A 25,715-nucleotide genomic window follows, 5' to 3' on the forward strand; every position below is an offset into this window, starting at 1 on the left:
CGCCACATAGCCCGGAGAGGAGCGCGCATGGCCTACGACGCCAAGAAAATCTATTACCGCTTCGATGACCACCTGAGCCGCCTGGTCTTGGACTACGAAGCAAGCCGCCAGATTTCGCCCGAAAGTGAAAATCTATACTACGGCCTGCCGACCGACCCTTATGACGAGGACCTGTTTGTCGAGCACGATGTCAAGCGCGGCCTGCGCAATGCAGATGGCTCGGGCGTGGTTGCGGGCCTCACTCGCATCTCGGATGTGCATGGCTACAACAAGGTCGACGGAAAGGTTGTGCCCGATCAGGGCAAGCTCACGCTTCGTGGCTACAGCATCGAAGATCTGGTCAACAATGCCCAGGCCGAGAACCGCTACGGCTACGAAGAAGTCGCTTACCTGCTCATCACGGGCTCTCTGCCCACCAAGGAAGAGCTTGACGGTTTTTGCGAACGCCTGGGTGCTTTTAGGCACCTGAGCGACGAATACGTCCGCGTGTTCCCCATGACCACGGTATCCTCGAGCATCATGAACGTGCTTCAGCGCGCCGTGTTGCTGCTCTATGCCTTCGATGCCGAGCCCGATGTAATCACACCCGAGCACGAGATCGACGTTGCCATTTCCATGCTGGCACGTCTGCCCCGCATCGCCGCCTTTGCGCACATGGCATCGATCGCAAAGTGCCACGGTTCGGAGATGCACGTGCCGCACCCCACGCCCGGTCTCTCCACCGCCGAGACCATTCTGCAGGTCCTGCGCGGCGGCATGGCGTTCACCCGCGACGAGGCCATGCTGCTCGACGTGATGCTCATGCTCCACGCCGAGCACGGCGGCGGTAACAACTCCACCTTCGCCTGCCGCGTGCTGTCGTCTTCGGCCACCGACCCGTATTCCGCCTACGCCGCGGCTATCGGCTCGCTCAAGGGCCCGCGTCACGGCGGTGCCAACGCCAAGGTCGTATCCATGCACGAGGACATTCGCGCGCATGTTTCCAACTGGGAAGACGATGACGAGGTCGCTGCATATCTGAGCAAGATTCTCGACAAGCAGGCCTTTGACGGCACGGGGCTCATCTACGGCATGGGGCACGCCGTCTACACGCTCAGCGACCCGCGCGCCGAGGTCTGCCGCCACTACGCACGTTCGCTCGCCGCCAAGAAAGATCTGGGCGAGGAATTCGCGCTGATCGAGCGCATCGAGCGCCTGGCGCCCCAGGTCATGCGCGACCACGGCATGGCCAAGCCTATCTGCGCCAATATTGACCTGTACACGGGCTTTATCTACAAGATGCTCGGCGTACCCGAGACGCTCTTTACGCCGATGTTCGCCGTGGCCCGCATGGCAGGCTGGTCGGCACACCGCATGGAAGAGCTCTTCTGCGCACACCGTATTATTCGCCCGGCATACCGTCCGGTGATCGAGCCACTGGAGTACAAGCCACTCGCCGACCGTTAGGACGCGCACCGTTATAGAACACGAGCGTGGCCAGGGCATCACCGCCCTCGGCCACGCTTTTTATGCCAGCAGAAAGGGCTGCATCGAATGATTGTTTTTTCCGATATGGATGGGACACTGTTGACGAGTGACAAGCAGATGAGCGACGCCACCTGGGCGATGCTCGACGAGCTCGCACGTCGCGGCATTGAGTTTGTACCGTGCACGGGGCGTCCGCTGTCGGGCGTCTTTGAGGCCATCCTCGCCCATCCTGCCGTGCACTACGCGGTCTGCGCCAATGGCGCTAGCGTCTGGCAGCTCGACGAGGATGTGCCCACCGATGCCTCACGCGCCACGTGCATATTGAGCCGACCGCTCGACCGCGCCATCGCCCACCGCGTCCATAGCATTGCCGCCGGCCACGATGTGACCTTCGATATCTTCGCGGACGGGCAGTGCTTCCTCCCCCGCTCGCTCTACACGCGCCTGGACGAATTCTGCGGCGGAGATCCTCACATCGCGGCTTCGCTCAAGCGCACGCGAACGCCGATCGACATGGATATCGACAGCAAAATCGACGAGGTCGAGGTGCTCGAACGCATCGCCATGTACTGGCACGACTCAGCCGACCGCGATGCTATCGTGGCGGCGCTCGACACACTCGAAGGCATTGAGGTCACGCGTTCGTACGCCATGAATATCGAGGTCATGGGCGGGGGCGCCACCAAGGGAACGGCATTGGCTTGGCTATGTGGGCGTCTGGGCGAGCCTCTCGCCGACGCCTGGGCGTTCGGCGACAACATCAACGACATCCCCATGCTGCAGGCAGCGGGCCACGGTACGGCGATGATCAATGCCGAGCCCGAGGACCGCGAAGCCGCTGGCGCCATCACCGAATACGACAACGACCACGACGGCGTCGCCCGCGCCATCATGGCCGCCCTCGCCTAGCAGCAGCAACCCGGCAGGGTAGCTAATTTGGGACGGGGCTTTTTTAGCTACCCTGGTCACAGTAGTCGTTGGGGGCACTCTTCGCGGGGCGCTGCAAGGACTGTCCCCATCTGCCGAATTAGGCGAGACTCTCCAGCACGCGACGGAGCTCCTGCTGAACGGCGTGGTCGCTGTTGCACCCCACCACGCGATCGGCGACTGCCTTGAGCGCGGGGCGCGCGTTTTTCATCGCGCAGCCCGTGCCGACAAAGCGAATGATCTCGTAGTCGTTCATCGAGTCGCCAAACGCCATGACCTCGTCGCGTTCGACGCCATAGTGCTCCATGAGCTGTGCGATGCCCGAGGCCTTCGAAACACCGGGCTGCATGGCATCGATCCACGCGTTGCCCGAAGGCGCAAAAGTAAAGAGCTGACCGAGTTCGCGCTGTAGCACGTAGGCGCTGTCCATAACGGCACAGTCATCGCAAAAGATACTCGCCTTGATGATATTTACGCTGGGATCGGGCAGCTCCCAAATGCGCTCGGCATTGGGAAGGTCCTTATCGACCTCGCGTACGAACTTGCACTCGTCATCGAGCAAAAAGGACTTGGTTCGGTCAAAGAGTGCAAGATGCAAATTGGGAAACGTCGCGACGGCCTGGGCGAGCTTTCGAATCGCCAGGTGCGAATACACCTCGCGGTCTACCATTTTGCCGTCGGCGTAGACCTGGGCACCGTTAGCTGCGACAAAGTCCATCTTGTCGCGAACGGGTGCAAAGAACTCGCACAGGCGATCGTAGCGGCGGCCTGACGATGCGGCAAAATGCACGCCATGCTCGCGTAGCGCCAAAATCAGTTCGTAGGTCTCGGGAGGCACCTGGCCGTTTTCGTCAAGCAACGTGCCGTCCATATCGGATGCAATCAGTTTAAACATAGAAAAGCTCCCTTCGGGCTTGCTGGAATCGAACGTGTATCCGATTCCAACGTACCCAAAGGGAGCTCAAATAAGACCCCGCAGTCATAAACGTTACATAGACCTGGCAAATAGCTCACGCGCGCCAGAGAGCCCACGGTCGCGGCGTCAGGCCACACGCCACCCCGACGGTTAGTCGTTTAAGAACGTCCCCGATGATTAGTCGGCGTAGGTGAAGGTCGTGACGTCGAACATGCCCTCGGGGCGGATGCGGAGCGTCGGGATGACCGGCAGGGGCAGGAAGATGATGCCCATGATGGGGTCGAGTGGCGGCTCAATACCCATGGCGCGCGCCTTGACCATAAAGTCGTCGTGCTGCGCTGCGACATCCTCGGCCGTGCCCTCGCTCATCAGGCCACCGAGCGCCAGCGGAATGCGGGCCACGACCTCGCCGTTGCGCACCAGCACGTGACCGCCCTGGCCCACGGCCTCAACAGCAGCCATCATATCGGCGGCGTTGTCGCCCACCACGCACACGTTGTGCGAGTCGTGGCCGATCGTGGAGGCAATGGCACCACCGGTGATGGTGAAACCGCGCACCCAGCCGCGACCGATATGCTTGCCGACCAGGCCCAGGCCATCGGGGCCGTCGCCGTCGACGCCCTCGGCTTGCAGCGACACGCCGCGGCCATGGCGCTCAATCAGCATAATGCGGCGCAGGCCCTCGGCGCTCTCGGGGCGAGCCATACCCGTGATGGCCTTACCCGGCACCACGTCAATCACAGCCTCGCCCGGCTTAAAGGCATAGTCGAAAACGTCGAGCGAAAGCTTCGGCAGCTTAACAGAGGCGCGCAGCTCGTCGGCAAGGGCTGCAACCTCAGCCATCTCGGGTGCGATCTCGCCCACAAAGGCGCCATCCTGCGCCACCAGAGCACCGGCGGCATATACGCGATGCGGGGCCGTGGCAAACGTCAGATCGTTGAGCACCAGCAGGTCGGCACGCTTACCCGGAGCGATGGCGCCGCGGAGCTCATGCGGATCGCGGCAACCGTGGTCCAGACCAAAGGCCTCGGCCGTGGAAAGGGACGCCATGGAGATGGCGACCACCGGGTCGATGCCGGCCTCGATGGCCACGCGGCAGGCGTTGTCGATCATGCCGGTCGAAAGCGCGTCGGAGGGAGCGCGGTCGTCGGTCGCAAAGCAGCAGCGGCGGGCACGGGCGGGGTTTTCCAGCAGCATAGGCGACAGGTTGGCAAGGTCATGGCTGCAGGTGCCCTCGCGCAGCATGACATACATGCCGCGGGATAGCTTGTCGAGCGCTTCCTCGGGAATCGTCGACTCGTGGTCGGCGATAATACCCGCTGCGGCATAGGCGTTGAGATCCTTGCCGGCAACAAGCGGAGCATGACCGTCAACCTGCTTGGACGGCGTCTGGTTGGCAGCATCGATGCGAGCGCAGGTCTCGGGGTCGGCCATAAAGACACCCGGCAGGTTCATCATTTCGCCCAGACCAAAGACGTCGCCCGGATGCTCGGCAAAAAACGCCTGCATATCGGCAGCGGTGATGACGGCACCGGCCTGCTCGTCGGGCAGTGCGGGCACGCACGAAGGCATCATGTACTTGATGGAGATGGGTGCGCGACAACCGTCCTCGATCATAAAGCGCAGGCCGTCTAGGCCGGAAACGTTAGCGATCTCGTGGCTGTCGGCAATAGCGGTGGTGGTACCACGCGTCGCCGCCATGCGCGCATACTCGGCAGGGCGGATGTTCGAAGACTCGATATGCAAGTGTCCGTCAATAAAGCCGGGTGCGAGATAGCGACCCTGACAGTCGATAACCTCAGCTGCCTCGTACGTGCCAGCAGCGTCATCTCGACCATCGTAGAGAACACCGACGATCACGCCGTCCTTGACGGCGACGCTACCGGGCGCCACGCGCTGACCGTACACATCAACGATCTGTGCGTTGGCAAACAGCGTGTCGACGGGCACGCGGCCCTCGGCGGCATCGATCACAGACCTCATGACCTCAACGGACATACATACTCCTTTAACCGTAGAAAAAAGCTGCGGAGCGGACAGACCTTCACCGCAGCAAGCCAATAGCCATTGTATGCCCAAACGATGGGTCAGCAATACGCCCCTCTGCTTAACGGCACACACCGCTTGGCGCAATGGGGACAGGCTGCTTTGTACCAAAAAGAAACGTCCCTAAGTGCCAACCGGGACAACGCCGTAGGTGGAGGACGGACAGCGAGCGGACTCCAGAGCGAACAAATTGGCATGAAAAGAGGACGGCATAGACCTTCTGGTCATGCCGTCCTCTTTGAATGACAAGTTGTCGCTCTGGAGCCCGCGCAGCGTCGAACTGTTACGCGGTTTGGTAAAACCGCGTAACTAAATCAACTTGAAGCCCTTGCGCTTGCCCACGGAGAGGGTGTCGCCCAGCTTGAGGGCACTGGGGTCGATGTTGTAGCTCTTGGGAGCCACGGCCTTGCCGTTGATCTTGACACCGCCGCCGTCAATGTCGCGGCGGGCCTGACCGGCGCTGGCCGAAAGACCCAGGTCCTTGAGCAGGCCGGCAAGGTAAATCTGGCCCTCGTCGTTTACGGTCAGCTCAACATGCTTCTCGGGGAAGTCGGCGAGCTGGCCCTCCTTGAACACGCGGTCGAACTCGGCCTGAGCCTCGTCGCCGGCACCGGCGCCGTGGTAGGTGTCGCACAGGTCGCGGCCCAGAGCGCGCTTGAGCTCATAGGGATCGGCAGAGCCATCGGCCAGGGCAGCGTCGATCTTGTCGACCTCGGCCGGGGTGAGCGAGCTCGCCAGGCGGTAGTACTTGCCGATCATCTCGTCGGGGATGGACATGGTCTTGCCGAACATATCCTTGGGCGCGTCGGTCAGACCGATGTAGTTGCCATAGGACTTGGACATCTTACGGACGCCATCGGTGCCCTCGAGCAGCGGCATGGTGAGCGCGATCTGCGGCTCCATGCCCATCTTCTCCATGAGCTCACGGCCGGCGAGCAGGTTGAAAAGCTGGTCGGTGCCGCCCATCTCCACGTCAGCCTTGATCATGACCGAATCGTATGCCTGCATCACGGGATACAGGAACTCGTGCAGGGCGATCGGCGTCTGGGACTGATAGCGCTTGGTAAAGTCATCGCGCTCAAGAATGCGGGCGACGGTGAACTTGGAGCACACCTGCAGCAGACCGGCCAGGTCCATCGACAAGATCCAGTCGCCGTTGTGCACGATGGTGGTCTTCTCGGGGTCCAAGATCTTCATGGCCTGGCTCACGTAAGTCTCGGCGTTGGCCTCGATCTGCTCCTGAGAAAGCTGCGGGCGGGTGGAGTTCTTGCCCGAGGGGTCGCCGATCAGTGCGGTACCGTTGCCGATGATCAGGGTGACGTTGTGGCCCAGGTCCTGGAACTGGCGCATCTTGCGCAGGGGCACGGCGTGGCCCAGGTGCAGGTCGGGGCTGGTGGGATCGACGCCGAGCTTGATGTTGAGGGGCTCACCCTTCTCAAGCTTCTTACGAAGGTCGGCCTCGGGGACGATCTTCGCGGCGCCCGAGGTGATGATACGCATTTGCTCGTCAACAGACAGCATTGGGTATCCTCCTTTTGCTATAGCACCCTCGCCGAAAACGGCGGTGCTGGAAGTCCATAAACTCTCATATGATAACAAACTGACGCGACGCAGCACCTACGACAGGAAAATCCTCGTCCTGCCGCATGCGTCGATGGCAACTGGCAGACGTGTACCGTCACGCTCAACCAGATAGCGCGTCTGCCGGCGACGCAAGCAGTCGCGGCAACAGGCCTGTCCCGTCGCATCGGTGGCACAGACGCCCTCTGCGGTCAGCAGGCAGTGCTCGCACACCATAAGCTCGGGACGGTCGGTATCGACGGGGCCCAGGACGCCAGGACAGGCGGCAAGCTCGGTAACGCGTTTCGCATCGTGAGCGACAAGTTCGGCAGGCAAAAACACGCGCTGCGCCCCAAGCCCCCGCAACCAGGCGAGCGTTGCCCGGTTCGCACAGAACACCGGCGCTGCCACGTCAAAGGCGACGCGCAGTTCGCGAGCTATCGCCACTTGTCCCAGATTACGACAGACGATGCGGCCGGCGCGCTGCATGAGCGACCGAGTCCGCTCGATATCGCCCACACGGCAGACCTCGTCGAGCACAACAGTCGCATCGGACAGGTCGAGCTCTTCGTTCGGGTCCTGGTCCATCAGCTGCCAGGCAAAGACCAAGCGAGCGGCGACAGACTCTGCAGGTTCTTCCGGCTGCGTTCCGCTATCCATCAGAACGCCCGCAAACGGCAGTGTCTCGACAGCGCGTTTCGCAAGCACGACCGCATCGGCCTCGGCCCGCATGCGCTCCAGCGCCGCCGCCGTTTGCTCAAGCACGCCAGCGCTGCGAATCAGATACACTTCGCAGCCCGCGTCGACCTTGCGCTTGCAATGGACAACGATGCGCTCCCCCGCCTCGGCATCCACCGGGCAGGGAACTTGCGGCCAGCGTTTAGGTACATCGGGGCGCGCGTCGGCGCCCGGGTAAAACCTGATCTCGAGCGTATCGCCCGCCGCCACGGCGGCATCGAGCTCGACGGTCACTTCCTCGTGTCCCACGGCAACCAAACGGCCCACACGCACGCCCTGGTTGATCGCGCGTTCAAAACTCATAAGCTCCGCGCCCGAGCGGCCTCGCAGATACGCGTCGGTAAACCCGCGGTTAAACGACCTTCCCAGCTCACGTTCGAGCGCCTGCACGGCATCGGGATCCCACGCGCCATCACGCAGCATATCGAGCGCCCGGCGCCACGCCCGCACCACGTTGTAGACGTAGTCGGGGTTCTTCATACGCCCCTCGATCTTGAGCGACGCCACCCCGGCAGCAACAAGCTCGGGTAAATGAGCAATGCCCAGATAGTCACGCGGGCAGAGCAGACGATCGCCTTCGACGGCAACGACACTCTCCCCAGCCTCATCCACCAAATCGTATGCCAGGCGGCACGGCTGCGTGCAGTCGCCACGCATCGCCGACCGTCCGCGCCGCAGGGCCGAAAACTCGCACGCGCCCGAATAGCCAATGCATATGGCGCCATGGCAGAACACCTCGATGGGCACACCGGTAGCGCAGAGCGTCGCAATCTCTGCCACGGTCAGCTCGCGCGCCGTCGTCACGCGCTCGACCCCCAGCTCGTCAGCCGCCAAACGCACGGCCCCCTTGCTATGGACGCCCGCTTGGGTGGACAGATGAATCTCGACCCCCGGAATTGCCGCATGCAGTGCGCGGGCTAGGCCCGCATCTGCCACGATCAGTGCATCGGCGCCCAGCGCATGCGCATGTGCCCCCAGTGCCACGGCATCGGACAGCTCGTCGTCGAACACGAATACGTTGAGCGTCACGTACACGCGCACACCATGGGCGTGCGCCACGGCACACCCGCGCGCAAATTCGTCGTCACTAAACCCGTGCGCACTCACGCGGGCGTTAAATCCGCTCAACCCGGCATAAATGGCATCGGCACCTGCCGCGATCGCGGCGAGCATCTGATTGAGCCCGCCAGCAGGAGCCAACAGCTCGGGCAGTGCCAGCCCCGATGTTGGCGTCCCATTCCCGCATTGTCTGCTAGGCTCCGTCGCCCAAATCGCCATCGGCAAACTCCTTACCAAGGTATGCAATCGCTCTGTTAATTGCCGTCAACCAGCATACACGAGGCTTCGCGCGGCTCGATTGGTTTATCGTGTAATAACTTATGTCCATCCTGCCCGACGCACACCCGCCGCCTGGCACGACATACTTGGAGGTCAACATATGGGTCCTCGCCAACGACAGGGACACGGTCGCTCTAAGACGCACGCCCTGCCCGTCATCCTGCTTTCGCTTTTGGGCTTTTTGCTCATCGCGGGCGTAGCATTTGGCATCGGCATGATCGGCAACGTCAACCGCTGGCTGTCCGACCTGCCCGACTACACCGACGCCAACGCCTATCTGGTCAGCGAGCCTACCGAGATTGTTGACTGCAACGGCAACAAGATCGCCAGCTTCTATACCCAAAACCGCAAGTCCATCACCAAGGACCAGGTCTCCCCGTACGTTCTGCAGGGCACGATCGACGTCGAGGACGAGCGTTTCTACGAGCACGGCGGCATCGACCTCTTGGGCATCGCGCGTGCCTCGGTGGCAACCCTTGCCGGCGGCCACGAAGGAGCCTCGACCATCACCCAGCAGCTGGTGCGCAACACCATCCTGCAGGAGGAGCAGTTCGACTCGACCATCGAGCGTAAGGTGCGCGAGGCCTATATCGCCATCAAGATGGAGGACATGTACTCCAAAGACGATATCCTCATGATGTACCTCAACACCATTTACTATGGCCACGGCGCCTATGGCATCGAGGCCGCCGCCGAGACCTACCTCTCCAAGAGCGCTTCCGACCTCACCCTGAGCGAGGCCGCGCTGCTCATCGGTCTGCCCAACTCGCCTTCACAGTACGACCCCACGGTCAATCCCGACCTGGCGCTTTCCCGCCGCAATAAGGTGCTCGACAACATGCTGCGCCTGGGCCACATCACGCAGGAAGAGCACGATGCCGCGCAGGCTGAGCCCATCACCCTCAACGTAACCGAGATCTCGGGCAGCGGCGTCGACGTATACTCACAGCCCTACTTTGTCTCCTATGTCAAGCAGCTGCTCGAGCAGGAGTTCTCCACCGACGTGCTCTTTAAGGGTGGCCTGACTGTTAAGACCACCATCGACCCCACCATGCAGCAGGTGGCCGAGGAGGCTGTGCGCGCCCAGCTCGATTCTCTCGCGCTGGAGGACCTCGACATGGGCATGGTCGTCATCGACCCCAGCACCGGCTACATCAAGTGCATGGTGGGCGGCTACGACTACAACGCCGACCAGAACCACGTCAACCACGCCACGGCCAAGCGCCCCGTGGGCTCGACGTTTAAGGCCTTCACCCTCGCGGCGGCCATCCAGTGCGGTATGAACCCCAACATCACCCTCAACTGCAACTCGCCGCTTACGGTAAAGGGCACCACCACTAAGGTCCAAAACTACGCAAACACCAGCTACGGCACCATCTCGCTGAGCCAGGCTACGGCCGTGTCGTCCAACACTGCCTACATCCAGGTTGCTGACGCCATCGGCAACGACAAGATCATCTCCCTGGTTAAAAAGCTCGGCATCGATACCTCCGACGGTAATATCGAGGACGTTCCCGTCATGACGCTCGGCCCAGGCTCCATCTCGCCGCTCGATATGGCCTCTGCCTACGCCACATTTGCCAACGGTGGTTACTATCGTCAGCCCATCGCCATCACCGAGATCGACTCCCGCACCGGCTCGACCCTATATCAGCACACCGACAACCCCAAGCAGGTGCTCACCGCCGGCGAGGCCGCAGCGGTTACCGACGTCCTGTCCGGCGTCATGCGTGGCGCCGGCACGGGTGCCGCCGGTGCCCTGAGCGTAAACCAGCCCTACGCAGGCAAGACGGGCACCACCGACAACAACACCAACCTTTGGTTCTGCGGATACACCCCGCAGCTCGCTTGCGCCCTGTGGACCGGTTACTCCGCCGGCGAGATTCCCATCCGCAAATACGGCGCCGACCTGTTTGGCAACCAGACGAACCTTCCTGTCTTTAAGAAATTTATGGACACCGTCCTTGCCGGCAAAGAGCGCCAGGAGTTTGCGACCGGTACGGCGCCTTCGTATAAGAACAACAGCGTATGGAAGTTCTACGGCGCCAACAACAAGAAGAAGGAAGAGGACGAGGATAAGGACGAAGACGAGGAAGAAGAGGAGGAGACCACCGGCGGGAGCGGCAACGAGGGCGGTAACACCGGCGGCGAAGGCGATGGCGGCGGTACCACCCCTACTCCCGACCCCAGCCCCAGCCCCGACCCCGACCCCAGCCCCAGCCCCGACCCTGGCCCGACCCCCGATCCCAGCCCTAGCCCGACCCCCGATCCCTCCACAGGTCAGTAGATAGCAAAGCGCCCGAGCAGCTCAAATGCTCGGGCGCTTTTTGCTGGGACATACATGGCATATCGCGCGCAATCGAGATGCCACGACAGGAGCGTCACAAATAGGGCGTTGGCTCAAAACCGACGCCCCTGTATTTCTGCCGTCTTAGCTGGCGTTGTTTACGTGCGTAAAGCTATTTACGCGCGGCACTGAGCTTGTTAATCAGCGCTTCGAGGCGTTCGCCATCCTCGGCAGTCTGAGCGATAACCAAAATCGTGTCATTGCCGGCAAGCGATCCGAGCACATCGGGCAGCTCGGCCGCATCGACAGCCGCGGCAATGCCCGAGGCGGTGCCGGGCTGAGCCTTAATCATAACCAGGTTGTCGGTGCGCAACACACCGGTAACCAGCTCGGAGACCATACGCTGCAGGTGCAGGTCCTCAGCCAGAACATAGATGCCCTCGGGCAGTTTGCGCAGCCCCATATCGGCGATGTCACGCGAAACCGTCGCCTGCGTGCAATCAAAGCCCATGGCGCGGAGTTCGTCCACCAACACGCGTTGCGTACGCACGTCTTTATTGCGCACGATATCTCTGATGGCATCCTGGCGCCCGTTGCGTTTTTTAGCCATATAAAACCTCACTCCATAGATGGCGAAGACAATCTATCAGTGATTGAATAGTTTAGCGCTATTTGAGGCTATTTGTGAATAAGAACGCATTTCGAAACAATTCTATGTAAATTATTTTCGAATATGACGCAGCTAGGCTATCCTTGCGCCCGTTCTGTTCAAAAAAGCAGCCAGATGCGCATACATAACGCAGCGCATAGGCTTAACGTTGGCAATCGGCCCAAACAAAAGTCCAAGGCCTCGGCGCTCTCCCTTAAGGGCCACCGCCATCTGGCGGGTCCGCACGTCATTGAGCATATCACGCAATCGTGCCGTGCGCTCAATTGAAGACACCCCATGGGGGCTCAGGCACAAATTCTCGATACAAGCAACCAGGCGGCCATAGTAAAACCGTTGGCAGGCCAGCTTTAGATGGTTATCGTCATCTATTGCGTCAAATGGCACGCAAAGCTCTTCAAGCGCCTTGGCGTCATCGGAAAGTCGCGAGAACATGGTGGGGTCGAATGAATCCGCAACCGATGGCGCGGCCGTATGGAAACAAGCTTCGGCGCACCCAAATACGCGTTCCGCATGCAAAAGGGCAGGCGCCAAAAAGGCGATCGCACGATACGACTCGGCATGCTGCAGACACAACTCAAACAGGGCGCGTTCATACATCACGCCGGAATGTTGACAAACCAGACCGCTCTCGACCAGCTTGGCCAGGCCTAAAGCCCGGTCTCCATCGTCGGCAAGGGCAATGGATTGCGCATCCAACATACGAGAATGGCGTTCCCGATGCGTATCGTAGCGATCGAGCGACACCGAGGGAAATACGATATCTGCCGAGGTCTCACAAGCGACATCGAGCATGGCCAAAAACGCGTGCGGCGCAAACCACTCATCGGCGCTCATTGCGATAATGTGGGCCCCGCGCGAAGCGGCAAAACCCTCGCGAAGGCAAGCTCCGCTCGACGGATCGTCAACGTCTATCAAATCGATGTGAATATCTCTGCCCGCAGCAACATCGAGCGAATGACGAACGCCCGGCGCAGCGTTGCGACATGCAACGACAATCTGCATATCGTAGAGGTCTTGGTTTTGGACGCTTTCGAGTGCGCGCATCGCGTAGCTGGGCGAACCCTCCACAACAAGGATCACCGAAAGTCGCGGAAGCGAGCCACGTCGAAGCAAGTTATCCATCCTCTCGACAGCAATAATCAACTGCCGTTCATGGTACACCCCGGCAATAAACGCAATGAGTCGCCTGATGCGCTGCACGCCAAGAACAGATGTTGCACACGGCTCGCCCACACGAGCAGCATACTTAGATGGCTCTCGCTTCTCCCCTATTCGAGCGCGACGAGCTCGGTGGGGTCATAATCTACGCCCATAAAGGTAAGGCCGCACGCCGGCGCCGTGGGACCCGCAGCAGTACGATCGCAAGCGTCAATCACCTCGCGCATCCACTCGGGATCGCGGCGATGCATGCCGATCTCGACGAGCGTTCCCACGATGGTGCGCACCATCGAATGCAAAAACGCATTGCCCTCGATGGTAAACGTAAGGATATCCTCGCCAAAGGCGACCTCGTGGCCAAACTCGGCACGCATCACGCAACGATGCGTTGGCTTGCCCACGGCAGAAGCGACCTTACAAAAGCTCTTAAAGTCCTGTTCGCCCAAAAGCGCTGGGCAGGCGGCTGCCATCGCATCCACGTCCAAAGGATAACGATGCCACCATACCGCACCACGCGATAGCACCGGACGCGCATCGCGATCGGCAATGCGGTAGGTATAGGTCCGAGAACGTGCGTCAAAACGCGCAGAAAAGCCCTTACGGGCCTTGTAGACCTCATTAACGGCGATATCTTTGGGCAGCAGCGCATCCATAGCTCGCAGCCACCTACGGCGCGTTAAAGCGAGCTCAGCATCCGTAACGGGCACGCTGATGTATTGGGCCACCGCATGCACCCCTGCATCGGTGCGCCCGGCACACGTCAAATCGACTGAGCGGCGCAAGAGCGTCTCTATGGCAAGACGCAGCTCTCCGGCAACCGTCGTCTGCCCCGGCTGCTCGGCAAATCCGCTATAGGACGAGCCGTCATAGGCAACACGAAACACCAACGTGGCATCGAGCTCTGGAGTCAAATTGAAATCAGACGGCGCGGTCATGGGCGCTCCCAACAAACAAACAACGATATCGCGACAAAAAAAGAGGGGTACGCGAACGTACCCCTCGAATATAGCCTATGCAGACGAATTGTCTACTCAGCGGTCTCCTCAGCAGGAGCCTCCTCGGCAGCGGTCTCCTCGACAGCCTCGACCTTCTTGGGAGCAGCGGCCTTCTTGGGGGCCGGAGCAGCCTTCTTGGCCTTGGGCGTGCAAGGCTCGGTGACGAGCTCCATGATAACGATGGGAGCGTTGTCGCCCTTACGGTTACCGAGCTTCATGATGCGGGTGTAACCGCCGTTGCGATCCTGCCACATGCCCTGAGCAGCCTTGTCGAAGATCTCGGCAACGAGCTGCTTATCGCCGAGCTTGGCGATAGCCAGACGACGAGAGTGCAGGTCGCCCTTCTTGGCCCAGGTGATGATCGGCTCGACAACCGAACGCAGCGCCTTAGCGCGGGTCTCGGTGGTCTTGATGCGGTCGTTCTCGAAGAGGGCCTTGGCCAGGCTCTTCTTCATGGCCTTGGTGTGGCTCGCATCGGTGCCGAGCTTCAGGCCCTTCTTAACGTTGTGACGCATGGTCTAGTTTCTCCTCAAATATGCGAAGCATTAAGCCTTCAGGCTCAGGCCCATGGACTCAAGCTTGTCCTTCACTTCCTCGATCGACTTAACACCGAAGTTGCGGATGTTCAGCAGATCGTTCTCCGAGAACTCAACGAGCTGACGGACCGAGTGAATGCTGGCACGCTTAAGGCAGTTGTAGGAACGGACAGAAAGGTCCAGATCCTCGATCTGCTTGTCCAGCTCGGCGTTGTCGTTGGTGACCTCGGGAGCGAAGATCGAAACCTCCTCCTCGACCTCGGGGGTCTCGGCAAGGTTCATAAAGGCAGCCATATGCTGGTTGATGATATTGGCAGCCTGGACCACGGCGTCGCGCGGGGCGATGGAGCCGTTGGTCTCGATCTCGAGGACAAGGCGGTCGTAGTCGGTATGCTGACCGACACGGCAAGCCTCAACGAGCTTGGCGCAACGGGATACCGGCGAGTACAGCGAGTCGACGTGGATCACACCGATGGGATCGTTGTCGCGCTTGTTGGCCTCGCCAGAGACATAGCCGCGGCCATAGCCGATGCGCATGCTCATGGTGAGATGGCCACCCTCGGTGAGCGTAGCGATGTGCTGCTCGGGGTTGACCAACTCAAACTCGGACGGAATAAAGAAGTCCGCACCGGTGACCTCGCAGGGGCCGTCAACCGAGATGGTGGCGGTCGCCTCGTCGGTCGTGCCGAGAGCCCTGAAGACAAGACCCTTGACATTCAGGACGATGTCAGTGACATCCTCGACCATGTTAGGGATGGTCATGAACTCGTGCTGCGCACCATCGATCTGAATAGCCTCGACGGCGGCACCCTCGAGCGAGGACAGAAGAACGCGACGCAAGGAGTTGCCCAGCGTATCGCCGTAACCGCGCTCGAGCGGCTCGACGGAGACACGAGCAGACGTCTCGTTGATCTCTTCGACCTGAACCTGAGGCCTAATGAATTCTGACATGTATTACCTCCAGCCTCAGCAGCCCGGATGGACTACTTAGAGTAGAGCTCGACGATGAGCTGCTCGTTGATATCACCGCTGATCTGCTCACGCGTCGGCAGAGCGAGCACGTTACCAGACAGCTTCTCGATATCGACCTCAAGCCAGCCAGGGACCTCAAAGCGCTCGGAGGAAATCAGAGCCTCCTTGATGGGGAGGAGGTCACGGAACTTCTCGCCGACAGCGACGACGTCGCCGGCCTTGACGCGGTAGGACGGGATGTCCACGCGCTTGCCGTTCACGGTGAAGTGACCGTGGCGGACGGACTGACGAGCCTCTTTACGGGTGCGAGCGAAGCCAAGACGGAAAACAACGTTGTCGAGGCGAGACTCAAGGATGATCATGAGGTTCTCACCGGTGACGCCGTTCATCTTACGGGCCTTGTTGAAGTAGCCGTGGAACTGCTTCTCCAGAACGCCATAGATGAACTTGACCTTCTGCTTCTCACGCAGCTGCATGCCGTACTCAGATTCCTTGCGACGGCGCTTGGGCTGACGGATAGATTCCTTCTTGCTGCTGTAACCGAGCTCAGCGGGATCGATCCCGAGCTGACGGCAGCGCTTAAGAACAGGAGTCCTGTCGATTGCCATATTGATACGATCCTTTCAGTTACACGCGGCGACGCTTCTTGGGGCGGCAGCCGTTGTGCGGGATGGGGGTCTTGTCCTGAATGCTCGAGACCTCGAGGCCAGCAGCCTGGAGGGAGCGGATGGCGGTCTCACGACCGGAGCCGGGGCCCTTGACGAAGACGGAAACCTTCTTCATACCGTGCTCCATGGCCTGCTTGGCAGCAGCCTCGGCAGCCATCTGGGCAGCGAACGGCGTGGACTTACGGGAGCCCTTGAAGCCCACCTGGCCAGCCGACTTCCAGGAAATGACGTTGCCCTGGGGATCGGTGATCGAAACGATCGTGTTATTGAACGTAGAACGGATGTGAGCCTGGCCCACGGAAATGTTCTTACGGTCCGCGCGCTTCAGACGGGCAGCGCGAACGTTCTTCTTAGCAGTAGCCATCTATCTAGCGCTCCTTATTTCTTCTTCTTAGCACCGATCTGACGCTTCGGGCCCTTGCGGGTACGAGCGTTAGTGTGGGTGCGCTGGCCGCGGACCGGGAGGCCCTTGCGGTGACGAAGGCCGCGGTTGCAGCCGATGTCCATAAGGCGCTTGACGTTCTGGTTGCGCTCACGGCGGAGGTCGCCCTCAACCATGATCTGGTTCTTGTCGATATACTCGCGGATGGCGTTAACCTCATCCTCGGTGAGGTCCTTAACGCGCGTATCCACGTTAACGTTGCACTCGACGCAAATCTTCGTCGCAGTGGTGCGGCCGATGCCGTAAATGTAGGTCAGACCGATCTCAACGCGCTTCTCACGCGGGAGGTCGACACCATTAATACGGGCCAACGTAGTCTCCTCTCTTAACCCTGACGCTGCTTATGACGGGGGTTCTCGCAAATGACGAGGACCTTGCCATGGCGCCTAATGATTTTGCACTTATCGCACATCTTCTTGACCGAAGGACGTACCTTCATCGTTCTTCCTTTCGGTAGCGCTCAAACTACTTCCCTACTATCTACTCGCCCAGCCGCAGGCGTTTAAAACTATGGCTGGTCTTCACACACAATCCGACCGTAGGTTGAGCTAAGCCTGCAGTCGGAAATAGAGTGTGTGTATGCGTGCCGCTATTTGTAGCGATAGGTGATGCGGCCGCGGGTCAGGTCGTACGGGGAAAGCTCCACGACAACCCTGTCACCGGGGAGAATACGGATGTAATTCATTCGAATCTTGCCAGAAATGTTGCACAGAACCGAATGACCGTTCTCGAGCTCGACCTTAAACATGGCATTAGGCAACGGTTCCTTTACCGTACCCTCGAGCTCAATTGCGTCTTCCTTCTTCACAAGCAATCATCTTTCTCTAGAAAACGACAGCGATTGAGTATTCTACAACACGTATACACGCATCGTAATAACTTCGTAATGGCTCCACAACTACGTGGAACTTGTTACATTTGAAATGTAAAACAAAGCCGTTCCCTGATACCCAAGATCGCCTTGAAATGAGAAGGCATAGACCTTGGGGTCATGCCTTCGAAATTGAAAGGCGAGGTTGGGCATCAGGGGGCGGCGACTTTTACATTTCTCCGCCTTGGAGCGAACACCAGGATCCTTGCGCATCGGTGGTGAGAATCACCGGACCGTCATTGGTGATGGCGACGGTGTTCTCGTAGTGCGCGGCGGGCAGGTGGTCGTTGGTGGTGACGATCCAACCGTCGGAGCCCGTGCTCACATGGTTGGAACCCATCGTTACCATCGGCTCGATGGCAATGACCATACCGGCCTGGAGGCGAACGCCCCTCCCCTTCTTTCCATAGTTAGGAACGTTGGGATCCTCGTGCATCACGCGGCCAATGCCATGGCCCACATAGTCACGAAGCACGCCATAACCGTGAGACTCGGCGAGGGACTGGACGGCATAACCAACATCCCCGATATGGTTACCGGGAACAGCCTGCTCAATGGCAGCCTTAAGGCAATCGCGCGTGACCTCGCACAGGGCCTTGGCCTCGGGCGTAGGGGTGCCGACGAAAAACGTCCATGCGTTATCGCCAACCCAACCGTCGACAACGGCTCCCGTATCGATGGAGATGATATCGCCATCGCGCAGGATCATATCGGGGTTGGGAATACCGTGGACCACGGCATCGTTGATCGATGCGCAAATGGTCCCCGGGAACCCGCCGTAACCCTTAAAGGCCGGGGTGCCGCCATGCATGCGGATAATCTGCTCCGCGAGCTGATCGAGCTCAAAAGTCGAAACGCCGGGGCGCACCATGGCTCCAACGTGGCGGAGCGCCATCTTAGATAGCGCTCCTGCCTTCTTCATCTGCTCGATTTGCGTTGCAGACTTAATCTTAATCATAGACCGAGGGCCTCTTTGACATCCCCGTATACGGTCTCGCGAGCCTGGTCACCGTTGACCGACTTGAGCAGACCCTGGCCACGATAGTAATCGACAAGCGGGCTCGTGGACTTCTCGTAGACGTCGAGACGGTTCTTGATGGTCTCGGGCTTATCGTCGTCGCGCTGATACATCTCGCCGCCGCATTTGGGGCAGGTAACATCGGCAGCAGTGCCGGTGTAACCGCAGGCGCGGCAGGTGCGACGCGAAGACAGACGATCGATGATGACCTCGGGGGCAACGTCGACCAGAAGGGCGCAGTCGATCTCGCGACCCATGGTGGAGAGCTCGGAATCGAGCGTCACAGCCTGGGCGGTGTTGCGCGGGAAGCCGTCGAGGATGAAGCCCTGCTGGGCGTCATCGGCGGCAAGGCGCTCCTTGACAAGGTCGATCACGAGCTGGTCGGGAACGAGCTCGCCAGCGTCCATGTACTTCTTAGCCTGAATACCAAGCTCGGTGCCACCCTTGACGGCAGCACGCAGCAGGTCGCCCGTGGAGATGTGGGCGACGCCAAACTCGGCAACGAGCTCCTGTGCAACGGTGCCCTTACCGGCACCCGGAGCTCCGAGCAATACGAGGTTCATGAGCAATCCTCCTCTAGCCTATTTAAAGAATCCATCGTAATCATACATCTTGATCTGGCCTTCGAGCTTGTCGACCGTGTCGAGCACGACGCCGACCATGATGAGGATGGACGTGCCGCCAAATGCCTGGATCAGCTGATTGCCCGTGAAGGAGAAGATGATCGAAGGCACGATGGCGATGAGCGCCAAAAAGACAGCGCTGGGAAGCGTAATCTTGTTGAGCGCGTTCTTGATGTAGGCCGCGGTAGCCCTACCCGGACGAACGCCCGGAATAAAGCCGCCCTGCTTCTTAAGGTTGTCGGCCGTGTCATCGGGATTGAACACCATGGAGGTGTAGAAGTACGCGAAGAACACGATGAGGACAACGTTAAGTACCCAGTTGAGCCAACCGGTCGAAAGCGCAGAGGCAACTGCCTGAATCCAGCCGATGCCGGGGAAGAACACGGCAACCTGAGCCGGGAAGTACAGCAGCGCCGAAGCGAAGATAATCGGCACGACACCCGCGGTGTTGACCTTGATGGGCAGGTAGGTGGTCTGGCCACCCATCATGCGACGGCCCACGACGCGCTTAGCGTAGGAGACCGGAATGCGGCGCTGGCCGCGCTCAAGGAAAACAATCAGCGGGATAACCAGCAGGATGATGGCGCAGATGATCACCATAGTGATGATGCCACCGCCATTGCCCTCGGTGCTGGAGAAGATCGCCTGCGGCAGACCGGCCATGATGTTCGCAAAGATGATCAGCGACATGCCATTGCCGATACCGCGCTGGGTAATGAGCTCACCGATCCACATGATCAGCATGGCGCCCGCGGTGAGCGTGCCGACGATCATGAGGTCGAAGATGATCTCGGGAGCGGCGGCGCCATTAAAGCTGATGCCGAAGCTCTTAAAGAGGAAGAGGTAACCCACGGAGTTGAGGATTGCCAGAGCCAGGGTGAGGTAACGCGAATACTGCGTAATCTTGGTCTGACCGACCTCGCCCTCGCGGGCAAGCTCATGCAGGGAAGGCACAACGGCCTGGAGCATCTGGAGGATGATCGAGCTGGTGATGTAAGGCATGATGCCCAGCGAAAACACCGACACATAGCTCAACGCGCCGCCAGAGAAAAGATTCAGGAGGGCCATAGCACCTGCGGCGACCGAATTGTTATCGGTCGAGAAAAGGCCCAGCATCCCCTGGAAGGGAATGCCGGGCACAGGAACGTGCGCACCAATGCGGTACACGACGAGCATAGCTATGGTAAAAAGAATCTTTTCGCGCAGTTCTTTGATGCGGAAAGCATTCTTAAGACCATTTAGCACGGCAGCTCGACCTTTCCGCCGGCGGCCTCGATCTTGGCCTGCGCAGAAGCGCTGACCTTGTCGACCTTGACCGTGAACTTCTTGGTAAGCTCACCATTGCCGAGCACCTTGACGGGCTCGAACTCGCTCTTGGTGATGCGAGCGGCCTTAAGAGCGGCACCGTCGATCACAGCGCCATCCTCGAACTTACGCTCGAGACGCTCAACGTTAACAGCGGTGTACTCGATACGACGGGGGTTGCGGAAGCCCGGAAGCTTGGGCAGGCGCATAGCCAGCGGAGTCTGGCCACCCTCGAAGCCGGCACCCTTGGTGCCGCCAGAGCGAGAGCCCTGGCCCTTCTGGCCGCGGCCAGAAGTGGTGCCGTGACCCGAAGAATTGCCACGGCCAACGCGCTTGCGGTTCTTGGTGGAACCGGGCGCGGGAGTAAGATCGTGAAGCTGCATTTGCTACTCCTCTACAATCTCGACAAGGTGCTTGACCTTGAAGATCATGCCGCGGACGGACTCGTTGTCAGTAATCTCGCGAACCTCGCGGATCCTGTGGAGACCGAGGGCACGGACAGTACGGACCTGGTCCTGCTTGCAACCGTTGGTGCTGCGGACCTGCTTGATCTTGATGGTGTCAGCCATGCTTAGTTCTCCTTACCGACGAACATCTCGGAGACCGTCAGGCCACGGCGAGCCGCGACGTCCTCAGGGCTGGAGAGCTCCTTGAGGCCCTCGACGGCAGCCTTGATGATGTTGAGGCCGTTGTCGGTACCGAGGGACTTGGACAGGACGTTCTTGATGCCAGCAAGCTCAAAGAGGGGACGCACAGCGCCGCCGGCGATAACGCCGGTACCCTCGACAGCGGGCTTGATGATGATGCGGCCGGCACCAAAGTGGCCGATAACCTCGTGCGGAATGGTGCCCTCTTCGGTCACCGGCACGTGGAACATGTTCTTCTTGGCATCGAGAGACGCCTTGGAGATGGCCATGGGCACCTCAGCGGACTTGCCCATGCCAACGCCGACGTTGCCCTTGCCATCGCCAACGACGACGAGAGCGACGAGGCTCATGCGACGACCGCCCTTGACGGTCTTCGACACGCGGTTGATGTAAACGACGCGCTCCTCGAACTCGGAGGCCTCGCGCTGCTGCTTCTGATTACGAGCCATGTGCTACATACCTCCTAGAACTCGAGACCGGCGGCACGAGCACCGTCGGCGAGGGCCTTGACGCGGCCATGGTAGATACGGCCACCGCGATCGAAGGCGACCTTGGTGATGCCGGCCTCGATGGCACGCTTGCCAACGAGCTGACCGACCTTCTCCGCAGCCTCCTTGTTCGAGGTGTGGGTGCCCTTGAACTCGGCCTCGAGGGTCGAGGCAGAGACGAGCGTCAGGCTGGAGCCCTTGCTGTCGTCGATGATCTGGGCATAGATGTTGGCGTTGGTACGGGTCACGCGAAGACGCGGACGCTCGGCGGTACCCGAGATCTTGCCGCGAACACGACGCTGACGACGCTTGAGGCCTTCCAGCTTCGCCTTATGCTTGTTCATACGTAAACTCCTAAAAAGGTTGATCTTGCCAGCACCTAACGGGGTGCTGGTCTTATGCGAGTGAGTCGGTTACGACTACTTGGCGGCCTTACCCAGCTTGCGGCGGATGTGCTCGCCAACGTAGTGGATACCCTTGCCCTTGTAAGGCTCGGGAGGACGATGGCCGCGGATCTCAGCGGCGATCTGACCGACCTGCTGCTTGTTGATACCCTTGACGTTCACGTGGGTGTTGTCGGGAACCTCGAAGGTGATACCCTCGGGAGCCTCGACGATCACGGGGTGCGAGAAGCCCAGGGAGAACTCGAGGTTCTTGCCCTTCTGCTGCACGCGGTAACCGACGCCGGCGAGCTCGAGCTTCTTCTCGAAGCCCTCGGAAACGCCAACAACCATGTTGTGGATGAGGGCGCGGGTGAGGCCGTGGCGGGCACGGGTCTCACGCTCGTCGTCGGGACGGGAAACGGTGAGGACGTTGTCCTCGATGTTGATAGCGAGCTTCTCATAGACATCGAGCTCGAGCTGGCCCTTGGGGCCCTTGACGACAACGTTGTTGCCGTTGACTGCCACTTCGACTCCGGCGGGAATCTGGACAGGCTTATTACCGATACGAGACACGGTGATCTCCTTTCCTTCTACCTACCGAGCGAATTACCAGACGTAAGCGATGATCTCGCCGCCGACGTTGTGCTTGCGAGCATCGCGGTCGGTCATGACGCCATGGCTGGTGGAAATAATGGCGGTACCAAGGCCACCGCGGACGCGGGGCATGTCGGCAACGCCGGTGTACTTACGCAGGCCCGGCTTGGAAATGCGGCGGATGCCGTTGATGACCTTAGCCTTCTTGGGACCATACTTAAGCGTGATGTGCAGAGTCTTCTGGGGAACGGTGTCCTCGACATCGTAGCCCTCGATGTAGCCCTCCTCGTGCAGAACACGAGCGATCTCGACGAGCTTCTTGCTGCTCGGCATGGAGACCGTGGCCTTGTTCACAGAGTTAGCGTTACGAATGCGCGTAAGCATATCTGCGATCGGGTCTGTAAGGTTCATACAGATTCTCCTTCGTTCTTGATGAACACGTGCTCTTGGTTCTTCGCCGCCCTTAACGGCAAAGCCTAACTAGCACGTTTTCCCTGTTCCAAACGGATGCTTGAAACGCTGGTAGTGACTTACCAGCTGGCCTTCTTAACGCCGGGAAGCTCGCCCTTGAGTGCAAGCTCGCGGAAGCAGACACGGCACAGGCCGAACTTGCGGTACACAGAGTGCGGACGGCCGCAGCGCTGGCAGCGCGTGTACTCACGAGTAGAGAACTTCTGCTTGCGATTGCACTTGACGATCATCGATGTCTTAGCCACTTATATCCTCCTCACATAGAGTATTGTTCGCCCCAAGCGCCGCCCCCTTGTGGGAACGGCGCTTATAGGGCAGGTGAACCTATTTCTTGAACGGGAAACCAAAGGCGTCCAGAAGGGCCTTGGCCTCCTCATCGGTGTTGGCGGTGGTCACGAAAGTGATGTCCATACCACGCTGGTGATCGACGGAGTCAAAGTCGATCTCGGGGAAGATGAGCTGCTCGGTGACGCCCATGGAGAAGTTACCACGGCCGTCGAAGCTCTTGGCGGAGATGCCGCGGAAGTCGCGGATACGGGGGATAGCGACGGAGGTCAGACGATCGAAGAACTCCCACATGCGGTCGCCACGCAGGGTAACCTTGCAGCCGATCGGCATACCAGCGCGCAGGCGGAAGGTAGCGATGGACTTGCGGGCACGGGTGATCATCGGCTGCTGGCCGGTGATGGCGCGCAGGTCGCGCACGGCACCGTCGATGGCCTTGGAATCGGTAGCGGCCTCGCCGACACCCATGTTCACGACGATCTTCTCAAACTTGGGGATCATCATGACGTTCTCGTACTGGAACTTGTCCTGAAGCTGCTGCTTGACCTCGTTGTTGTACTTGGCCTTCAGACGCGGCACATACTTCTCTTCTGCCATTGTTCACTCCTTCTTGGGGTTTTAAGCACGGGGCGTGGCCACGGTGGGTTGTCCTCGTGCCTCCTGACTGCATCCGCGCCGCTCATGGCATTTCGCGGTTTGGACTCGACGCAGCAGGAGCCGACAAAACAATCGGTACTATACGCGCATTGGGTGCGTATTTCCAGAAAAACCTCGTCTGCCTGCACAACTCCACAACTCCCTCGCACAAATGGGTCCCAAAAAACAGTTGCGGTGAAATAGGGACTGTTTGGCGGCCTAACAGGCTTAAACAATCCGTATTTCACCGCAACTCATATATGGGGCGTTATTTTTGGCGAGGCAGGACCAGGTTGAGGACGACGGCGACAAGTGCGGCGACGGCAATGGAGGATCCGCCAAAGACGGTGTCGACCCATGCGGGGAATCCAGCGCCGGCAAGTGCGCCGGCCGTGCGCTCAATGCCCGTACCAAAGGCGATAGAGAGACCCATGAGCGTGGTATCGCGCTGAGACAGGCCGTGGCGGGAAAACATGACCACACCGTTCATGCCGATGGTTGCGAACACGCCGATCGTGGCACCGCCGATCACCGGTTGCGGAATGGACGTGAGCACTGCCGCGCACTTGGGCAGCAGGCCCGCGACGAGCAGAATGGCGGCTGCGAGCGTAAAGACCATACGGTTGACGACCTTGTTCTCGGCGATGATGCCCACATTCTGGCCAAAGGTTGCCGTGGGGACGCCGCCCAAAAAGCCCGAGAGCATACCGACGAGACCATTGGCGATCAATCCGCCCGAGATCTGACTATCGGTCGCGGGGGTATCGAGCGCAGCAGAGGACACGGCGGCAAACTCTCCCATGACCTGCACGGCGTTCACGATGGCCACAACGCCCACCACGGCGCACGCCGCTGGATCGAACACCAGACGATGGGCGCCAAACGCCGGTGGGGCAAACCAACTTGCAGTCGCGACAGCCGAGAAGTCGACCATGCCCAGCACCGCCGCAACGACAAAACCTGCGCAGATACCGGCCAGGATGCTGCCCAGCTTGAGCGCGCCCTTGCCGTAGTTACCGACCATAAAGGTGACGACAAACGTCACGAGCGCGACGGTCCAGTTGGTGACGCTGCCAAAATCGGCCGCGCCCTCCCCGCCTGCCATGGACGCCACGGCAACCGGGCACAGCGACAGGCCAATGACAAAGATGACGGTGCCGAGCACCGGAGCTGGGAACAGAAAGCTCACGCGCTTAAACAAAAGACCGAAGAGCACGACGAGCGCGCCGCCGATAACTTGAGCGCCCAGCACGGCCTCGAAACCAAGTTCAAGACCGACCGCTTTAAGTGCCGGCACGAAGGTAAAGCTCGCGCCCATCACGATGGGCAGGCCCGAACCGACGATGCCTTTTATGGGGAACTGTTGAAGAAAAATGTCAAGCGCCGAGAGGACCAGCGACGCCTGAATGACGGCGGCTTCCTCTTGAGGCGTGAAGCCGCAGACCGACGCGATGATGATAGCGGGCGTGACGATACCCGCGAATGCCGCCAGTACATGCTGCAGTGCATGGGGCAATACCTGCACAAACGAAACTTTTCCCGTACGTTCGAACAGGGCGTCCCCTGCCACCGACTCTGCCATTTGCGCCTCCCATACCCTAGGCAGCGGCCCTATGCCGCCCAACGGGCGGACATTATAGGGCATATGGCACAGGTAGCATTTTGACCCGCATG

The 25,715-nt window shown here is 60.0% G+C and carries 29 protein-coding genes; 3 read left to right on the forward strand and 26 right to left on the reverse strand.

Annotation, left to right across the window (positions count from 1 at the left end; translation table 11 throughout):
* Positions 1 to 27: 27 nt before the first annotated feature.
* Positions 28 to 1,446 carry a citrate synthase gene (locus tag ACTQZF_RS02565; protein WP_441554487.1) on the forward strand — a complete coding sequence of 473 codons (1,419 nt, stop codon included), beginning with the start codon at positions 28 to 30 and terminating at the stop codon, positions 1,444 to 1,446.
* Positions 1,447 to 1,533: 87 nt separating this feature from the next.
* A complete protein-coding gene (locus ACTQZF_RS02570) occupies positions 1,534 to 2,376 on the forward strand; it encodes a Cof-type HAD-IIB family hydrolase (protein ID WP_441554488.1) in 843 nt (280 codons plus the stop codon).
* A gap of 118 nt (positions 2,377 to 2,494) precedes the next feature.
* On the opposite strand, the gene ACTQZF_RS02575 is transcribed toward ACTQZF_RS02570, so the two are convergent.
* The 4 genes from ACTQZF_RS02575 to ACTQZF_RS02590 form a co-directional block, all read right to left on the reverse strand.
* Positions 2,495 to 3,289, reverse strand: coding sequence for a Cof-type HAD-IIB family hydrolase (locus ACTQZF_RS02575; protein WP_441554489.1), 795 nt, complete (start codon positions 3,287 to 3,289; stop codon positions 2,495 to 2,497).
* Between the two features lie 198 nt (positions 3,290 to 3,487).
* The gene (locus tag ACTQZF_RS02580) at positions 3,488 to 5,308 is read right to left on the reverse strand and encodes an adenine deaminase (RefSeq protein ID WP_441056895.1); all 1,821 of its coding nucleotides are present in this window, start codon (positions 5,306 to 5,308) and stop codon (positions 3,488 to 3,490) included.
* Positions 5,309 to 5,665: 357 nt separating this feature from the next.
* Positions 5,666 to 6,877 carry a tyrosine--tRNA ligase gene (gene tyrS / locus ACTQZF_RS02585; protein ID WP_117769435.1) on the reverse strand — a complete coding sequence of 404 codons (1,212 nt, stop codon included), beginning with the start codon at positions 6,875 to 6,877 and terminating at the stop codon, positions 5,666 to 5,668.
* 96 nt (positions 6,878 to 6,973) lie between these two features.
* Positions 6,974 to 8,932 (reverse strand): U32 family peptidase, encoded by a 1,959-nt coding sequence (locus tag ACTQZF_RS02590; protein ID WP_441554490.1) that lies wholly within the window; start codon positions 8,930 to 8,932, stop codon positions 6,974 to 6,976.
* Positions 8,933 to 9,092: 160 nt separating this feature from the next.
* Here ACTQZF_RS02590 and ACTQZF_RS02595 point away from each other — a divergent pair, with 160 nt between their 5' ends.
* A complete protein-coding gene (locus ACTQZF_RS02595) occupies positions 9,093 to 11,279 on the forward strand; it encodes a transglycosylase domain-containing protein (RefSeq protein ID WP_441554491.1) in 2,187 nt (728 codons plus the stop codon).
* A 172-nt stretch (positions 11,280 to 11,451) separates the two neighbouring features.
* On the opposite strand, the gene ACTQZF_RS02600 is transcribed toward ACTQZF_RS02595, so the two are convergent.
* From ACTQZF_RS02600 to ACTQZF_RS02705, 22 genes are all read right to left on the reverse strand, one after another.
* On the reverse strand, positions 11,452 to 11,889 hold the full coding sequence (locus tag ACTQZF_RS02600) for an arginine repressor (protein WP_154516043.1): 438 nt from the start codon (positions 11,887 to 11,889) through the stop codon (positions 11,452 to 11,454).
* 132 nt (positions 11,890 to 12,021) lie between these two features.
* Positions 12,022 to 13,182, reverse strand: a complete 1,161-nt coding sequence (locus ACTQZF_RS02605) for a glycosyltransferase (protein WP_441554492.1) — start codon at positions 13,180 to 13,182, stop codon at positions 12,022 to 12,024.
* Between the two features lie 35 nt (positions 13,183 to 13,217).
* Positions 13,218 to 14,042: a tRNA pseudouridine(38-40) synthase TruA gene (truA, locus tag ACTQZF_RS02610; protein ID WP_427717709.1), complete on the reverse strand. Its 825-nt coding sequence runs from the start codon at positions 14,040 to 14,042 to the stop codon at positions 13,218 to 13,220.
* A 92-nt stretch (positions 14,043 to 14,134) separates the two neighbouring features.
* Complete coding sequence (rplQ, locus tag ACTQZF_RS02615; RefSeq protein ID WP_271742473.1) at positions 14,135 to 14,617, reverse strand: 50S ribosomal protein L17; 483 nt, start codon at positions 14,615 to 14,617, stop codon at positions 14,135 to 14,137.
* A 30-nt stretch (positions 14,618 to 14,647) separates the two neighbouring features.
* Complete coding sequence (locus tag ACTQZF_RS02620) at positions 14,648 to 15,589, reverse strand: DNA-directed RNA polymerase subunit alpha (RefSeq protein WP_154516055.1); 942 nt, start codon at positions 15,587 to 15,589, stop codon at positions 14,648 to 14,650.
* Positions 15,590 to 15,621: 32 nt separating this feature from the next.
* Positions 15,622 to 16,218, reverse strand: coding sequence for a 30S ribosomal protein S4 (gene rpsD / locus ACTQZF_RS02625; RefSeq protein WP_006235275.1), 597 nt, complete (start codon positions 16,216 to 16,218; stop codon positions 15,622 to 15,624).
* Between the two features lie 19 nt (positions 16,219 to 16,237).
* Entirely contained in the window at positions 16,238 to 16,642 is a 405-nt protein-coding gene (gene rpsK, locus ACTQZF_RS02630) for a 30S ribosomal protein S11 (RefSeq protein WP_006235274.1), read from the reverse strand.
* 14 nt (positions 16,643 to 16,656) lie between these two features.
* The gene (gene rpsM / locus ACTQZF_RS02635) at positions 16,657 to 17,031 is read right to left on the reverse strand and encodes a 30S ribosomal protein S13 (protein ID WP_154516058.1); all 375 of its coding nucleotides are present in this window, start codon (positions 17,029 to 17,031) and stop codon (positions 16,657 to 16,659) included.
* Positions 17,032 to 17,045: 14 nt separating this feature from the next.
* A complete protein-coding gene (gene rpmJ, locus ACTQZF_RS02640) occupies positions 17,046 to 17,159 on the reverse strand; it encodes a 50S ribosomal protein L36 (RefSeq protein ID WP_006363204.1) in 114 nt (37 codons plus the stop codon).
* A gap of 150 nt (positions 17,160 to 17,309) precedes the next feature.
* A complete protein-coding gene (gene infA / locus ACTQZF_RS02645; RefSeq protein WP_035137443.1) occupies positions 17,310 to 17,528 on the reverse strand; it encodes a translation initiation factor IF-1 in 219 nt (72 codons plus the stop codon).
* Between the two features lie 232 nt (positions 17,529 to 17,760).
* The gene (gene map / locus ACTQZF_RS02650; protein ID WP_329738298.1) at positions 17,761 to 18,549 is read right to left on the reverse strand and encodes a type I methionyl aminopeptidase; all 789 of its coding nucleotides are present in this window, start codon (positions 18,547 to 18,549) and stop codon (positions 17,761 to 17,763) included.
* The gene (locus ACTQZF_RS02655) at positions 18,546 to 19,172 is read right to left on the reverse strand and encodes an adenylate kinase (protein WP_154516064.1); all 627 of its coding nucleotides are present in this window, start codon (positions 19,170 to 19,172) and stop codon (positions 18,546 to 18,548) included. Before ACTQZF_RS02655 ends, map begins: the two co-directional genes overlap by 4 nt.
* An 18-nt stretch (positions 19,173 to 19,190) precedes the next feature.
* The gene (gene secY / locus ACTQZF_RS02660) at positions 19,191 to 20,477 is read right to left on the reverse strand and encodes a preprotein translocase subunit SecY (protein WP_370450586.1); all 1,287 of its coding nucleotides are present in this window, start codon (positions 20,475 to 20,477) and stop codon (positions 19,191 to 19,193) included.
* Complete coding sequence (rplO, locus tag ACTQZF_RS02665; RefSeq protein WP_006235267.1) at positions 20,471 to 20,920, reverse strand: 50S ribosomal protein L15; 450 nt, start codon at positions 20,918 to 20,920, stop codon at positions 20,471 to 20,473. The genes secY and rplO overlap by 7 nt, the downstream gene beginning before the upstream one ends.
* Before the next feature lie 3 nt (positions 20,921 to 20,923).
* The gene (rpmD, locus tag ACTQZF_RS02670) at positions 20,924 to 21,106 is read right to left on the reverse strand and encodes a 50S ribosomal protein L30 (RefSeq protein ID WP_154516067.1); all 183 of its coding nucleotides are present in this window, start codon (positions 21,104 to 21,106) and stop codon (positions 20,924 to 20,926) included.
* 2 nt (positions 21,107 to 21,108) lie between these two features.
* Positions 21,109 to 21,633, reverse strand: coding sequence for a 30S ribosomal protein S5 (gene rpsE / locus ACTQZF_RS02675; RefSeq protein WP_154516070.1), 525 nt, complete (start codon positions 21,631 to 21,633; stop codon positions 21,109 to 21,111).
* Between the two features lie 14 nt (positions 21,634 to 21,647).
* Positions 21,648 to 22,016: a 50S ribosomal protein L18 gene (rplR, locus tag ACTQZF_RS02680; RefSeq protein ID WP_118270231.1), complete on the reverse strand. Its 369-nt coding sequence runs from the start codon at positions 22,014 to 22,016 to the stop codon at positions 21,648 to 21,650.
* Between the two features lie 75 nt (positions 22,017 to 22,091).
* Positions 22,092 to 22,628 (reverse strand): 50S ribosomal protein L6, encoded by a 537-nt coding sequence (rplF, locus tag ACTQZF_RS02685; protein ID WP_370450587.1) that lies wholly within the window; start codon positions 22,626 to 22,628, stop codon positions 22,092 to 22,094.
* Between the two features lie 33 nt (positions 22,629 to 22,661).
* Entirely contained in the window at positions 22,662 to 23,060 is a 399-nt protein-coding gene (gene rpsH, locus ACTQZF_RS02690) for a 30S ribosomal protein S8 (RefSeq protein WP_006235262.1), read from the reverse strand.
* Between the two features lie 119 nt (positions 23,061 to 23,179).
* Positions 23,180 to 23,365, reverse strand: coding sequence for a type Z 30S ribosomal protein S14 (locus tag ACTQZF_RS02695; RefSeq protein WP_022094280.1), 186 nt, complete (start codon positions 23,363 to 23,365; stop codon positions 23,180 to 23,182).
* Positions 23,366 to 23,444: 79 nt separating this feature from the next.
* Positions 23,445 to 24,002, reverse strand: a complete 558-nt coding sequence (gene rplE / locus ACTQZF_RS02700) for a 50S ribosomal protein L5 (protein ID WP_154516073.1) — start codon at positions 24,000 to 24,002, stop codon at positions 23,445 to 23,447.
* Positions 24,003 to 24,309: 307 nt separating this feature from the next.
* On the reverse strand, positions 24,310 to 25,623 hold the full coding sequence (locus tag ACTQZF_RS02705) for a uracil-xanthine permease family protein (RefSeq protein WP_441038792.1): 1,314 nt from the start codon (positions 25,621 to 25,623) through the stop codon (positions 24,310 to 24,312).
* Positions 25,624 to 25,715 lie beyond the last annotated feature (92 nt).

The organism is Collinsella sp. LCP19S3_H3 (assembly GCF_052119145.1).
Lineage (GTDB): Bacteria > Actinomycetota > Coriobacteriia > Coriobacteriales > Coriobacteriaceae > Collinsella.